At 62.9% G+C, this 13,960-nt stretch carries 15 protein-coding genes; 2 read left to right on the top strand and 13 right to left on the bottom strand.

The window, feature by feature from the left end; all coding sequences use genetic code 11:
- Positions 1 to 340: 340 nt before the first annotated feature.
- Positions 341 to 811 carry a pyridoxamine 5'-phosphate oxidase family protein gene (locus RHODMAR_RS12690; RefSeq protein ID WP_232433645.1) on the bottom strand — a complete coding sequence of 157 codons (471 nt, stop codon included), beginning with the start codon at positions 809 to 811 and terminating at the stop codon, positions 341 to 343.
- Positions 812 to 1,548: 737 nt separating this feature from the next.
- Here RHODMAR_RS12690 and RHODMAR_RS29070 point away from each other — a divergent pair.
- The gene (locus tag RHODMAR_RS29070) at positions 1,549 to 2,274 is read left to right on the top strand and encodes an aminotransferase class I/II-fold pyridoxal phosphate-dependent enzyme (RefSeq protein ID WP_232433644.1); all 726 of its coding nucleotides are present in this window, start codon (positions 1,549 to 1,551) and stop codon (positions 2,272 to 2,274) included.
- On the opposite strand, the gene murA is transcribed toward RHODMAR_RS29070, so the two are convergent.
- A complete protein-coding gene (gene murA, locus RHODMAR_RS12680) occupies positions 2,267 to 3,520 on the bottom strand; it encodes a UDP-N-acetylglucosamine 1-carboxyvinyltransferase (protein ID WP_042939011.1) in 1,254 nt (417 codons plus the stop codon). The two genes, RHODMAR_RS29070 and murA, sit on opposite strands and share 8 nt — an antisense overlap.
- Before the next feature lie 54 nt (positions 3,521 to 3,574).
- Between murA and RHODMAR_RS12675 the strand changes: the two genes are divergently transcribed.
- Positions 3,575 to 4,177: a cob(I)yrinic acid a,c-diamide adenosyltransferase gene (locus RHODMAR_RS12675; RefSeq protein WP_008715113.1), complete on the top strand. Its 603-nt coding sequence runs from the start codon at positions 3,575 to 3,577 to the stop codon at positions 4,175 to 4,177.
- Here RHODMAR_RS12675 and RHODMAR_RS12670 read toward each other — a convergent pair whose 3' ends face one another.
- From RHODMAR_RS12670 to RHODMAR_RS12615, 11 genes are all read right to left on the bottom strand, one after another.
- A complete protein-coding gene (locus tag RHODMAR_RS12670) occupies positions 4,178 to 4,615 on the bottom strand; it encodes a DUF2550 domain-containing protein (protein WP_008715110.1) in 438 nt (145 codons plus the stop codon).
- A gap of 29 nt (positions 4,616 to 4,644) precedes the next feature.
- Positions 4,645 to 5,004 (bottom strand): F0F1 ATP synthase subunit epsilon, encoded by a 360-nt coding sequence (locus tag RHODMAR_RS12665; RefSeq protein ID WP_008715108.1) that lies wholly within the window; start codon positions 5,002 to 5,004, stop codon positions 4,645 to 4,647.
- A gap of 30 nt (positions 5,005 to 5,034) precedes the next feature.
- Positions 5,035 to 6,483 (bottom strand): F0F1 ATP synthase subunit beta, encoded by a 1,449-nt coding sequence (gene atpD, locus RHODMAR_RS12660; protein WP_008715106.1) that lies wholly within the window; start codon positions 6,481 to 6,483, stop codon positions 5,035 to 5,037.
- 3 nt (positions 6,484 to 6,486) lie between these two features.
- On the bottom strand, positions 6,487 to 7,458 hold the full coding sequence (locus RHODMAR_RS12655; RefSeq protein ID WP_008715105.1) for a F0F1 ATP synthase subunit gamma: 972 nt from the start codon (positions 7,456 to 7,458) through the stop codon (positions 6,487 to 6,489).
- Between the two features lie 52 nt (positions 7,459 to 7,510).
- A complete protein-coding gene (atpA, locus tag RHODMAR_RS12650) occupies positions 7,511 to 9,154 on the bottom strand; it encodes a F0F1 ATP synthase subunit alpha (RefSeq protein ID WP_008715098.1) in 1,644 nt (547 codons plus the stop codon).
- A gap of 88 nt (positions 9,155 to 9,242) precedes the next feature.
- Positions 9,243 to 10,070: a F0F1 ATP synthase subunit delta gene (locus tag RHODMAR_RS12645; protein ID WP_008715096.1), complete on the bottom strand. Its 828-nt coding sequence runs from the start codon at positions 10,068 to 10,070 to the stop codon at positions 9,243 to 9,245.
- A gap of 8 nt (positions 10,071 to 10,078) precedes the next feature.
- Entirely contained in the window at positions 10,079 to 10,642 is a 564-nt protein-coding gene (locus tag RHODMAR_RS12640; RefSeq protein ID WP_008715094.1) for a F0F1 ATP synthase subunit B, read from the bottom strand.
- 7 nt (positions 10,643 to 10,649) lie between these two features.
- Complete coding sequence (locus RHODMAR_RS12635; protein ID WP_008715092.1) at positions 10,650 to 10,889, bottom strand: ATP synthase F0 subunit C; 240 nt, start codon at positions 10,887 to 10,889, stop codon at positions 10,650 to 10,652.
- A 78-nt stretch (positions 10,890 to 10,967) separates the two neighbouring features.
- Complete coding sequence (atpB, locus tag RHODMAR_RS12630; RefSeq protein WP_008715090.1) at positions 10,968 to 11,693, bottom strand: F0F1 ATP synthase subunit A; 726 nt, start codon at positions 11,691 to 11,693, stop codon at positions 10,968 to 10,970.
- A gap of 441 nt (positions 11,694 to 12,134) precedes the next feature.
- Positions 12,135 to 12,566 carry a hypothetical protein gene (locus RHODMAR_RS12620; RefSeq protein WP_008715089.1) on the bottom strand — a complete coding sequence of 144 codons (432 nt, stop codon included), beginning with the start codon at positions 12,564 to 12,566 and terminating at the stop codon, positions 12,135 to 12,137.
- An 83-nt stretch (positions 12,567 to 12,649) separates the two neighbouring features.
- A complete protein-coding gene (locus RHODMAR_RS12615) occupies positions 12,650 to 13,876 on the bottom strand; it encodes a glycosyltransferase family 4 protein (protein WP_042939008.1) in 1,227 nt (408 codons plus the stop codon).
- Between the last annotated feature and the right edge of the window lie 84 nt (positions 13,877 to 13,960).

Raw genomic sequence — 13,960 nt, 5'->3', positions numbered from 1 at the left:
AACACCACACGAACATGACATCCGAAGGCCTTGAGGGCAACTGTTCCAGCGTATCCCAGCTTGGTCTCGGACACAAGGCCCGACTCTTGGGGGATACAACCTGCCAGGCCACACGTCCAACCTCGTGTCCCAGTCCGTGAAGACCAGGTCGGTGTCCGTCGCTCTGACTCGACAAAAGTTACGCCACCAACCACACCAACGCAAATCGGCAGGTCGCCCCACGCTCTCGGGACATTTACGCAGCTCGACCTCATGGCGTCACGTCATCGCGCCCGCCACACGCTGCAACTTGCGCATGTGATGCCAGCCACAGCTCGAACTGCCACTGCTGCAACAGCGTTCACCCCCGCAAGGCGTACCGGCATCCATCGTCTACATGGTCCGGCACCGGAACAGTCCCCGCGAGGTCCGCGGCAGGTTCGGCGTCGCCGAGCGCCTCCCACACCGCGACAACGCCCGCCTCCACGTCGCCCTGTCGAATGTCGAGGTCGTCATCGACGGGTCCACCGGACCGCGATGTCACCGACGCCTCGTACATCGGAAGCGCCGGCACCGCGGTGGCAGCGAGTTCTTTCCGCGTATGTGAGCGCAGATACGCGCTCCTTCCGGGGACCACTTGATCGACTATTGCGTCCAAGGCTCGAATCCGTTCGTCGGCGTCCTCCACTCTGCGAGGCCGGCCGACCAGAACGGCACTTCGGTAGTTCATCGAATGATGGAATGCCGATCGAACCAGGACGAGTCCGTCGACGAGGGTCACGGTGACGCAGATGTCCTGCTCAGGAGCGTCGATCATGCTGCGTGATGCCACGGATCCGTGCCATGGCTTACAGGATTGGGGGGACGCGTGGATGCCGAACGGGACCAAAACTCCATGCTCCCGATCTCTCGGTCGATCACCATCGATCGCGCAGATACTCGGACGCTGCCCGTCCAATCGGCCGACCGCATCCGATCCGCAATCGGCACGGGAGAGCAGCAACCCGATTCTCGATTACCCAGTATCCGAACACTTTCCGTCGATCTGGGCATTGCGCGTGCCGTCGTGGAGAAGGCTTACGAAAGCTCGTCGCAGAAGGATGGCTCGATACCCGGCGCGGTTCGGGCAACTACGTCCGACGTATCCCCCGCGCAGGTCGATCGGCGGCAGCGGCGTCGAGTGCCCACACACCACCACGAACACCCCCGCGGATCTCGCTCCACCCGGGAATCCCGCGGACTCCGCCCTCGGCATCGGATGCCGGGAAGCGCGCATGGCGCGACGTCGGCGGCACACCTCCTCCGGGCGACTATCCCGATTCCGCCGGCACGCTCAATCTGAGGACTCGCTCGCCGAACTACTCCGCCGCGCACGCGGACTGCACACCACCCCAGTGTCGATCGTGATCACGACGGGCAGCATTCATGGTCTCGATCTCGCCCTGGGTGCGCTTTCGGTTGCTGGATCGGTCGAACATGTTCTGTCACTGGAGAATCCAGACTACAAGTCCGCCGCTGCGCTCGCGACGCACCGCGGATTGTCCCGACACGATGTTCCCGTCGACCGCGATGGCTCGATCGTCGAACAATTTGGCTCCGCACGGCTCCCCGCGGACACCAGCCGTGTACGTCACGTCCTCGCATCAGTACCCGACCGGCGCATTCATGCCCATCGGCCGTCGACGTGCCCTGGCGGACTGGGCTGGCGGGAACGATTCGATGATCATCGAGGACGACTACGACTCCGAAATTCGTTACGGTGCAGTACCTTTGCCTACCATAGCCGAACTGACACCTGACCGAACCGTCTACCTCGGCACCGTGTCCAAGACGCTCGGTGCCGGGATACGTCTCGGCTGGATGGTGGCATCCCAGTCGATGGGCGACCGCATCTCGGCGACGCGCCGCGCGATCGGCGACCACCCATCGGTTCTCCTGCAGCCTGCAATGACGTCCATGCTGTGCGACGGCGAATGGGACAGAACCGTCCGAACGGCGCGGCCGCTCTATCGCACCCGCGACCACGTGGTCGCCGCAGCGCTGGCGAGGTTCGGCGAGCTCCGAGGAATAAGAGCCGGGCTGCATACGGTGCTGATACTCGATACCGCCACAGCGAGAGACGTTGCTATCTCGTGTGCAACGAGTCGCGTGGACGTACCGATACTCGATTACTCGACCCGCTCGCACACGGCCCGCGGTGGAATCGTCGTCGGATACGGTTCGATCTCCGACGACGAATTGGACTATGCCATCAGCATATTGGTCGAGGCGCCGGAAGCTGCGCTTCTCAGCTGACGCGCTCGATTCTGCCGCCGAGTGCAGTCAGGTTCTCGACGAATCGCGGATAGCCGCGATCGATGTGGAATACGTCGTGCACCTCGGTCGTGCCATCGGCCACCAGCCCAGCAAGTACCAGTCCGGCTCCGGCTCGGATGTCGGAAGACCACACCGGTGCACTGGACAACTGCGGAACGCCGCGAACCACCGCGTGATGTCCATCGGTACGCGCGTCGGCCCCGAGCCTGATCATTTCCTCGACGAACCGAAATCGTGCCTCGAAGACGTTCTCGGTGATCATGGACGTCCCGTCGGCCACGGTCGCCAGTCCTATGGCCATCGGCTGTAGGTCCGTCGGAAACCCCGGGTACGGGAGGGTCGCGAAGTTCACGGCCCGCGGACGCTCCTGCTGCACGACACGGAAGCCGTCGGGCTCGCGGGTGACCTCTGCACCGGCAGAACTCAACTTGTCCAGGACCAGGGACAGATGCTTCGGGTTGACCCCGCGCACCCGCACGTCTCCACGTGTCATCGCGGCAGCGATCCCCCAGGTGGCAGCCACAATTCGATCGCCTATGACCCGGTGCGTGGTCGGCTTCAATGCGCTCACACCGCGGATGGTCAGAGTTGACGAACCTGCACCCCGCACATCGGCGCCCATCTCGTTGAGCATGTTGCACACATCGACGATGTCCGGTTCACGTGCAGCATTGTCGATGACGGTCTCACCTGTAGCGAGTACTGCGGCCATCAGAATGTTCTCGGTGGCACCGACCGACGGAAACGCCAGCCTGATGTTCGCACCACGCAGTTCATCAGCCTCAGCCACGACGCATCCATGCTGAATTTCGCTGCGCGCGCCGAGCAATTGCAAACCGGACTGATGCATGTCGAGCGGGCGTGAGCCGATCGCATCACCACCCGGCAGAGCGACGACAGCCCGTTTGCATCGCGCGACCAACGGACCCAGTACGCACACCGACGCCCGGAACTGCCGAACAGCTGCAAAATCGGCGTGATACTTCGGCATGGCCGGCGTTGTGATGTGAACGACGGAGCCTTCCAGCACCACCTCGCAACCGAGCCCGCGCAACACCTCGGCCATCAGCGGCACATCGAGGATGTCGGGGCAGTTGGTGATCGTGCTGGTGCCTTCGGCAAGTAGCGCCGCGGCCATCAGTTTGAGGACACTGTTCTTCGCGCCACCGACCGCCACCTCACCGACGAGGCGATTACCACCGTTGACCAAAAAGCGTTCACTCACTTCGACAGAGTAGCCAGCGCGGCCGACCGACACCCGCGCGGTACCGTAGCCGACATGGCAGTCCACCTCACCCGCATTTACACGAGAACCGGCGACGACGGCACGACCGGACTCAGCGATTTCTCACGGGTGTCCAAAAACGACGAACGATTAATTGCCTACGCAGACTGCGACGAGACCAATGCGAGCCTCGGAGTTGTTCTGGCACTGGGCAATCCGTCCGAATCGGTGCACTCGGTAATCCGAACCATCCAAAGCGACCTGTTCGACGCGGGGGCCGATCTGTCGACCCCGGTCATCGAGAATCCGCAGTATCCGCCCTTGCGCATCGACCAGAGCTACATCGATCGCCTCGAGGGCTGGTGCGACGAATTCAACGATGACCTGCCCGCACTGACGTCGTTCATCCTGCCTGGCGGCACACCGTTGGGGGCGCTGCTACACGTCTCACGTACGGTCGCTCGGCGCGCCGAGCGGTCGGCCTGGGCTGCAGTGCACGCCAGCCCGGATACGACCAGTGCGTTACCGGCGAAATACCTCAACCGGCTCTCGGACCTACTGTTCATTCTGAGCCGTTACGCCAATCCCGAGGGCGACGTTCAGTGGGTACCGGGCTCGAGCCGAACAGTGGCCGACCCGGCTGTCGAAGAGGATTGATCACGCCGCCGGTCGGCGCCGCCGTGAGCGGCCCGACGGGCGGGATTCGACCCAGGACAAGAATGCGGTCAGAGCGCTTCTGTCCAGGGCAATCTCGAAGCTCTTACCGCTGCCGGACAAAGCAAGCACAGCGATGTCCGGCGTCATGATGTCGAATTCGGTGTCTTGCGGGGATCGTCGATCCCCCACATGAATGTCTTGTCTACCCAGACGGTGATCGGGTCCTGGGCGCAGACTGGACAGCTTGTAGAACACCAGTGTGTTGTCGCCGTACCGGATAATGCCGTGACGCCACCCGTTGCCACCGTCGGACGGCAGTACCCGCATGATCGCCGCGGTACCTCCTCGACGAAGGACCATCAAACGGTACGCAAAAGCCGCGACGAGCCCTGCGAGCAGCACAACCAGAATGATCAGAACAATCAATCCAATGTGCATCGCAGGTCTCGTCGCGGCTTCTCGTGAACCTAGGACCGCTCGACAGCGCGGATACGACCCTTGGCCACCGCAATGGCCTCGAGGTCGTCGCCGTTCTCTGCCACTACAGCCCGTGCCGCTTCCACGTCGATGTCCGTGGCAAAATCCGCAGATTCGGCCAGCACGGTGACCGTCTTACCCGTCACCGACAGAAATCCGCCGTGGACGGCAGCAATGATCTTCTCGCCATCGGTGGTCGTGATCGACACCGTTCCCGCCTCGACCAGTTGGCCGAGGACGGGCTCGTGGCCGAGCATGATGCCGATTTCGCCTTCGGTGGTCTGAGCACTCACGATGGTCGCGGTACCGGACCACAGCTTCTGCTCGACAGCGACCAGAGAGACCTCCATGCCGCTCTTCTCAGAAGAAGTCACGTCGGTCTACTTTCCGGCCATCTTCTTCGCGGCTGCCTCGACATCGTCGAGACCGCCACAGCTGTTGAAGGCCTGCTCGGGAAGGTGGTCGTACTCACCCTTGGTGACCTTGTCGAACGCCTCGATGGTGTCGGCGAGCGACACGACCGAACCGGCCTCACCGGTGAACTTCTCGGCAACGATGAAGTTCTGGCCGAGGAACTTCTGGAGACGGCGTGCGCGGCCGACCAGAACCTTGTCCTCTTCCTGAAGCTCGTCCATACCGAGGATGGCGATGATGTCCTGCAGTTCCTTGTACTTCTGCAGAATGCGCTTCACCTCGTTGGCTACGCGGAAGTGCTCGGCACCGACGATGCCGGGCTCGAGGATGCGAGAGGTGGAGCTCAGCGGGTCCACAGCGGGGTAGATACCCATCTGCGAAATCGGACGCGACAGCTCGGTCGTCGCATCGAGGTGCGCGAACGTCGTCGCCGGGGCGGGGTCGGTGTAGTCGTCGGCGGGAACGTAGATCGCCTGCAGCGAGGTGATCGAGCGTCCACGGGTCGAGGTGATGCGCTCCTGGAGCTCACCCATCTCGTCCGCCAGCGTGGGCTGGTAACCGACGGCCGACGGCATACGACCGAGAAGGGTCGACACCTCCGAGCCTGCCTGCGTGAAGCGGAAGATGTTGTCGATGAACAGCAGAACGTCCTGTCCCTGAACATCGCGGAAGTACTCCGCCATGGTCAGTGCCGACAACGCCACGCGCATACGCGTGCCGGGCGGCTCGTCCATCTGACCGAAGACGAGGGCGGTGTCCTGGAGAACGCCCATCTCTTCCATCTCGAGGTGAAGGTCGGTGCCCTCACGCGTACGCTCGCCGACTCCTGCGAACACCGAGGTGCCCGAGAACTCGCGTGCGATACGGGTGATCATTTCCTGGATCAGCACGGTCTTGCCGACGCCGGCACCACCGAACAGACCGATCTTTCCGCCCTTGACGTACGGGGTCAGGAGGTCGATGACCTTGATACCGGTCTCGAGGATCTCGGTCTTGCCCTCGAGCTGATCGAAGGCTGGGGGCTTGCGGTGGATGCCCCACTGCTCGCCGTCGCGGCCGAGTCCGGGGGTGTCCAGGCAGTCACCGAGGGCATTGAACACGTGGCCCTTGACGACGTCACCGACGGGAACCGAGATCGGCTTGCCGGAGTCGACGACAGCTGTGCCGCGGACGAGTCCGTCGGTCGGCTGCATAGAGATGGTGCGCACCAAGTTGTCACCGAGGTGCTGTGCGACCTCGAGCGTCAGGGTCTTGGCGACGGTCGGCAGAGTGATCTCTGCGTTGAGGGCGTTGAACAGTGCGGGAATCGAGCCGCGCGGGAACTCGACGTCCACAACGGGGCCGATGACCCGAACGACACGGCCGGACTGTGTGTCCGCTCCGCTCGCGTTCTCTTGGGCTACTGCTGCGGTCATTGCTTAGTCACTTCCTGCGCTGTCGGCCAACGCGTTGGCGCCACCGACGATTTCGCTGATTTCCTGGGTGATCTGGGCCTGCCGAGCCTGGTTGGCCTGACGGCTCAAGGTCTCGACCAATTCGTTCGCGTTGTCCGTCGCTGCCTTCATGGCGGTACGACGCGCCGCGGACTCCGACGCTGCTGCATCGAGCAACGACGCATAGATCCGGGTGCTGATGTACTTCGGCAGCAGAGCCGAGAGCAACGTTCCCGCTTCCGGCTCGAACTCGTACTGTGCCTGGATCTCGGCATCGGGTGCATCCGTCAGACCGTCCGGCCCCTTCTTGATCTCCTCGTCGGTGTAGGAGATCTCCAGGGGAGCCATACGGCGAACTTCTGGCTTCTGCGTCAACATCGACACGAACCGGGTGTAGACGATGTGTAGTTCGTCCACGCCTTCGATGGTGCCTTCACCGTTCGGCGCGTCCACCTCGCTGCCGGACCCCGCCATGAACATCTCGACGAGGTGCTTGCTGGCCTTGGCCGCGTCGGCATAACCCGGTTCCTGAGAAAAGCCGGTCCAGGCACCCTTCACATCCCGCTCGCGGAAGGTGTAGTACCCCAGCCCTTTGGCTCCGAGTACGTAGATGACCGGCTCCTTGCCCTCGGAGCGCAGCAGCTGGAACAGCTCCTCCGACTCCTTGAGCACGTTGGAGTTGTAGCCACCGCACATACCGCGGTCACTGGTCACGACCAGAACCGCAGCACGCTTCGGCTCGGCCCGCTCGTTGAGCAGCGGGTGGTCCAACGCGCTCGACGCACTCGCCAACGCCGAGAGCACGTTGGTGATCTCTTCTGCGTACGGCTTGGACGCAGCAACACGGGCCTGCGCCTTGGTGATTCGCGAAGTCGCGATCAACTCTTGAGCCTTGGTGATCTTCTTGGTCGAGTTGACCGACTTGATCCGGGAGCGAAGCTCGAGAATGCTTGCCATCTAGCTGTTCACGCTCCCTTCTGTGCTCGTCTTGTCACCTGTCATCGCCGGCCTACTTGCTGACTGTCTTGCGGGTGACGTTGACCTGCTCCTGGCTGACCTCATCCGGATCGAGAGTATCGGCCTCGGCCTCGTTGACGACGCGGTTGCCCTCCGAGTCGAGGAATCCGGACTTGAACTTCTCGGTCGCCTCGACCAGTGCCTTCTGGTTGTCCTCGTCGAGTGCCTTGCCTCCGGCGATGCTGTCGTACACGCCGCCGGCGTTGCGGTGCAGGTCCTCGAGCAGCTCGGTCTCGAAGCGACGGACGTCGCCGACCGGAACCGAGTCGAACGTGCCCTGGCCTGCGAGCCAGATCGAGACGATCTGGTCCTCGACGGCAACCGGTGAGTACTGATCCTGCTTGAGCAGCTCGACCAGTCGCGCACCGCGCTCGAGCTGAGCCTTGGAGGCAGCGTCGAGATCGGAAGCGAACGCCGAGAAGGCTTCAAGCTCGCGGAACTGAGCAAGCTCGAGACGAAGTGATCCGGAGACCTTCTTCATGCCCTTGGTCTGCGCAGCACCGCCGACTCGGGACACCGAGATACCGACGTTGATGGCCGGGCGAACGCCCTTGTTGAACAGGTCCGACTCCAAGAAGACCTGGCCGTCGGTGATCGAGATGACGTTGGTCGGGATGTACGCCGATACGTCGTTGGCTTTGGTCTCGATGATCGGCAGTGCCGTCAGCGATCCCCCACCCAGTTCGTCGGAGAGCTTCGCCGAGCGCTCCAGCAAACGGGAGTGCAAGTAGAAGACGTCACCGGGGTATGCCTCGCGACCCGGCGGGCGACGCAGCAGCAGCGAGATGGCTCGGTAGGCCTCGGCCTGCTTGGTCAGGTCGTCGAACACGATGAGGACGTGTTTGCCCTGGTACATCCAGTGCTGGCCGATGGCCGAGCCGGTGTACGGGGCGAGCCACTTGAAACCGGCCGAATCGGACGCGGGAGCCGCGACGATGGTGGTGTATTCGAGTGCGCCGCGCTCTTCGAGTGCAGCCTTGACGCCTGCGATCGTGGAGCCCTTCTGGCCGATGGCGACGTAGATGCAGCGAACCTGCTTCTTCTCGTCACCGCTCTCCCAGTTGGCCTTCTGGTTCAGGATCGCGTCGATGCAGACCGCGGTCTTGCCGGTCTTGCGGTCGCCGATGATGAGCTGGCGCTGGCCGCGGCCGATCGGGGTCATGGCGTCGATAGCCTTGATGCCGGTCTGCAGCGGCTCTTCGACGGGCTGACGCTCGAGCACCGAGGCTGCCTGCAGCTCGAGGGCGCGGGTCTCGGAGGACTCGATGTCGCCGAGGCCGTCGATGGGCTTGCCCAGGGGGTCGACAACGCGACCGAGGTAGCCGTCGCCCACGGGGACCGACAGCACGTCTCCGGTGCGCTTGACTTCCTGGCCTTCTTCGATGTGCTCGTAGTCACCGAGGATGACGGCACCGATCTCGGTGGCATCCAGGTTCAGTGCAACACCGAGCACTCCACCGGGGAATTCGAGGAGTTCGTTGGACATCGCCGACGGCAATCCGGACACGTGAGCGATTCCGTCGCTCGTGTCCGTAACCGTGCCGACCTCCTCGCGGGAAGACTCCGGTGAGTAGCTCGCGGTGAAGTTATCGATCGCGCTACGGATCTCGTCGGAGGAGATCGTCAGCTCCGCCATAGTGTTTCCTGCTCTTCCTTCAAATGATCGCGGTATGAAATGTCTCGAAAGTCGAGACGCTTCTTCTCGTTACTGTGTCCGTGTCGGACTATTTGAGCGTCTTTCGCAATGCAGCGAGGCGGCCTGCCCCGCTACCGTCGATGACCTCGTCGCCGATACGAACGACAAGTCCGCTGAGCAGTTCGGTATCGACCTCTACATGCACCGTGACCTGTTTTCCGTATGTACGGGTCAAGGTTGCGGTCAGCTTTTCGAGCTGACTATCGCTCAGTGGGGCTGCACTGCGGACATGTGCCACTGCGCGGTCGCGCTGCTGCGCAGCCAGATCGGCCAGACCGTTCAGTACGTCTGCCGGGGCCGCCTTGCGAGGACGCGTCACAGCCTGGACTGCAAGCGCCTCGGTGACCGCGGTGACCTTGCCGTACAGCAGACGACCGAGAAGTTCGCGCTTGGCCTGTGACGGCTTCGAGCGATCCGACAGTGCCTGCTCGAGCTGAGGGTTGCCGGCCACGATGCGTCCGAGCCGGAACAGCTCGTCCTCGACCGTGTCCAGCTGATCCTGATCGGCCGCAGCGCGGAGCAGAGCCTCACGCCCGAGCTCGACGAGTGAATTCAGCAGGTCGCGGGCCGTGGACCAGCTTTCGCCGACAGCAGCCTTGACGATCGTCGCCGTTGCACTCGACACCTGGCCGGAGAAGACCTCTCCGGCCAGATCGCTTCGCCGAACGCCCTCGACCGACGAATCGGCGAGAGCGGTACGCAACGTGCGCTGCGCGTCGAGAGTCTCGACGACGGCGAACAACTCGGCTCCGGTCTGAGCAGCGACGGCCGTTGCCTCGCCTGCCGACGCGGACCCCAGAGTTTCGTGGGCAACCGTCCGCGTGCGGGCGAGTGACTCACGAGAAGTTGCGTACATGGTTCAACTCACTTTCCGGATGCGGAGTCCGCGGTGACGGAATCCAGCTCGTTGAGGAAGCGATCGATCGAGCTCGCCCGCTTCGCGTCGTCGGACAACTGCTCTCCGATGACCTTCTCGGCGAGTTCGACGGCAGTACGTCCCAGATCTCCACGAAGCTCGGTGACGATCTGCTGACGCTGAGCAACGAGCTGACTGTGGCCAGCGGCCACGATCCGATCGCTCTCTTCCTGCGCCTTTTCCTTCATCTCGGTCAGGATTGCCTGCCCCTGAGTGCGCGCTTCCTCACGGATCTGTGCAGCTTCCGAGCGTGCCTCGGCGAGCTGTGCGTGGTACTGCTCGAGAGCAGCCTTCGCCTCCGCCTGTGCTTCTTCGGCCCTCTTTATTCCGCCTTCGATCAGCTCGGAACGCTCGGAGAGGACTGCCTGGAAACGCGGAACCACGTACTTCCAGAAGAGAAAGCCGATGATGGCGACACAGACGATCGACCAGACGATGTCGTATGTTGCGGGCAGCAGGGGGTTGTAGTCTTCCTCACCCTCCGCTGCGAGCAGCGCTATCGCGTTTGTCATCGCGCTCTCAGAGAATGAAGCCGGCGACGAGGCCGATCAGGGCGAGGGACTCGGTGAATGCAATGCCGAGGAACATGGTCGTACGGAGCTGACCGGCCAGCTCGGGCTGGCGTGCGGTTGCTTCCATGTTCTTGGCGACGACGAGGCCGAGGCCGATGCCACCGCCGATCGCTGCGAGGCCGTAGCCGATGGCGCCGTATCCGCTGGCGGTGATTTCCTGCGCCTGGGCCAGAACTTCAAGGCTCATTGGGTTTTCCGTTCCCTTTCTTCGGTCCACATCCGGGTGTCGGAGGTGGCGGTGTAGCTGGTTCGGTCTGGTGGTCGGTCAGTGCGAGTCGGCGTGCAGCGACAGATCGATGTAGATCGCCGTCAGCAGCGCGAAGATGTATGCCTGCAGGAAGATCACGAGCATCTCGAACATGGTGAACAAGAAGCCCATCAGGAGCGAGGGTGCAGCGAAGATCTTCAGCCCGGCGGACGCCTCGAAGAGGAAGAACTGCGTCGCACTGAAGAACAGCACGAGCATGATGTGGCCGGCGAGCATGTTGGCCAGCAATCGCACCGTCAGCGTGAACGGACGGAGCACGAAGTTCGAGATGAACTCGAGCGGAATGAGCAGTGCATGCATCGCGGTAGGGATACCGGGAATGACGACCGTGCCCTTGACGAACTTGCCGACTCCGAATTTCTTCACACCCGCATAGACGAATGCGACGTACGCGACAGCGGCCAGCACGATCGGCAGCCCGATCCGCGCGTTCGCAGAGATGTTGAGGAACGGGATGATCGCGCTGAGATTCACCGCGAACACCGTGAAGAAGATCGTCATGATGACGGGCAGGAAGCGACGTCCCTGCTCCTTACCGAGAACGTCCTCCGCAACGTTGATCCGAACGAAGTCGAGAGCGATCTCGGCAACGTTCTGGATTCCCCGAGGAACGATCTTGGGGCTGCGCAGGGCGATCAGCATGAAGACGATCAGCAGCGCCGACATCAGAATGCGGATGAGCATCAGTCGGTCGAGCTCGAACGGGGTTCCCTCGAACAGCACCGCGGGAGGAAAGAAATCGGATAGTGACGGCGGATGGAACTCCGCAGCCAGATTGGTGACGCTCAGCGGTCTCTCCCGTGTTCGGGCCGCAGCCGATCAGCGGCTGCGGTTCGATCGGACAATGACGATCTATCAAGTCGACGAAAATCGGCTCGCAATCGTCAGAGGCTGAGGCCCGGTCTTCATCGGCCAAGCGTCTGTCGGGTGTCGGCGACTCACGTCGACTCGGCAACTCTCAAGGCGGAACCTTACGTTGCCGAAGTCAGTGACTCCGGGCCTACTGTAAGGAAGCTCACGCTGATGGCTACCTGCGGGGGTCCAGTCCGGGGAAAAAGTCTCTTTTGTCCCGGTCTTGCCCACCGCTTGATGCAAACTTTATCAACAGAACTACGACGTTGTGTAGGCGGGCCTCAGCTTAACCGATTACGACAGCCCGTCGTACTACCGGCCGTCGGTGTTGTTGTCGGCAGGAACGCTGTCGACGTAGGCGACCTTGGTCTTGACGACCCCGAATACCTCCGCGCCGAGCACAACTACCAGCGCACCGAGAATGGTCAGCCCCAACGCATAGCGATCGTAGAAGTCGGCATCCTTGAGCGCGACCAGCACGATCAGTGCGATCACCATCTTCACCAGCCAGCCACCGAGGAGGAGGGCTCCCACGGCCGAGGCCGGAAAACGCGTGGTGAGAGAGACCGACAGGGCCGTCGTGATGACGAAACCACCGCCGATGGCCACACCGATGAGCGATCCCCAGAGGCCGGGAGTGCCTGCTGTGGCCACGGAGATCCCTACGCTCACCACCGTCAGCGCCACCAGTCCGATGAGTCCGTATCGAACCGCGGCGCGAAGCGGCGCAAATTGGTCGGGCATGGATTGCGGAGTGAAGGTCACAGTTGTCGAGGGTACCCAGCGATCGGCAGTGCCCTGGACACGGCCGTGAACGGCCGAGCAGATCAGTTGCCGCGCCGAGGCCCTCGCGGTGTGGATTCGCGCGATCGGTCCACCCTCAAGGTCGGAACAGCAGTGACGACAAGCGCGAACACGAGACCGGCGGCGACCAGCAACACCACTATCCGGCGATCCAGCAACGATGATCCGACCGCACCGAAGGCGAGAACACCGACCCACAGGTAGATGACCAGCACCACCCGACGATGCGAGTGGCCGATTTGCAGCAGCCGATGATGCAGGTGCATCTTGTCGGGACTGAATGGACTCCGCCCAGCCCTGGTACGACGCACTACGGCCAGCAACAGGTCGAGAATCGGAATGAGCATCACCGCACCCACCAGCAGAATCGGTGACAACAGGCCCAGTAGATCTCGCGGGCCGTAGGCCGTCAACGGAATCCGTCCCGACGCACTCGTCGAGACCGTGGCCAGGGTCAGCCCGATGAGCATGGATCCCGAATCCCCCATGAAGATGCGCGCAGGCTGGAAATTGTGCGGCAAGAAGCCCAGGCACGCGCCGGCCAGGGCTGCTGCGATCAACGCCGGGGGGTAGACACCGACATCGCCGCCCTGCTCCTGGAGCAACCCCACGGAGAAGATGCAGATTGCTACCGACGAAATGAGCCCCAGCCCGGCGGCCAACCCGTCGAGACCGTCGACGAAATTCATTGCATTGACGATCACGACGGTGATCAGGACCGTCACCAAGCCGGCTTGCAGTTGATCGAGGACCAGGGTGTTGCCGGGCGCGCCCGGCTCGCCGCCCCACGGCAGGTACAGCACGACCCAGCTCACACCCATGATGACCAGGACACCCGCTGCGGTCACCTGACCGACGAACTTGGTCAGAGCATCCAGACCCCATCGGTCGTCGATGACGCCGACCAGCACGATCACGAAGCCTGCGACGAGCGCTGCCGGAATGTCGCGGTTGTAGGCGACGTCGAAGCCCCGCGCCAGCGCCGGCAACTGCGACGCGAACAGCAGCGCGGCGAGCATGCCTGCGTAGATTCCGACTCCACCGAGCCTCGGGGTGGCCTGCACGTGGACGTCACGATCCCGAGGAACGGCGACGGCGCCGAACTTGATCGCCGCCACTCTGACTCCTCCGGTGGCGAAGAATGTGACCACGGCGGCGGTGAGAAAAACCAGCAGCAACTCTCGAATGGGAACACCTGCACCCAGATTCGACTGAGCGAGCACATGTACGCCCTGGTGAGCGACGCTCATGCGCGGCGGCACAACGAGTGGACGGGCATGTCAGGAGGCTCCCGGGACCAGGCTTTCGGCGGTGACACCGAGAACCTCGGCAAT

Source organism: Rhodococcus sp. AW25M09 (genome assembly GCF_000333955.1).
Lineage (GTDB): Bacteria > Actinomycetota > Actinomycetes > Mycobacteriales > Mycobacteriaceae > Rhodococcoides.
This window is presented reverse-complemented; position numbering and strand designations above follow the sequence as displayed.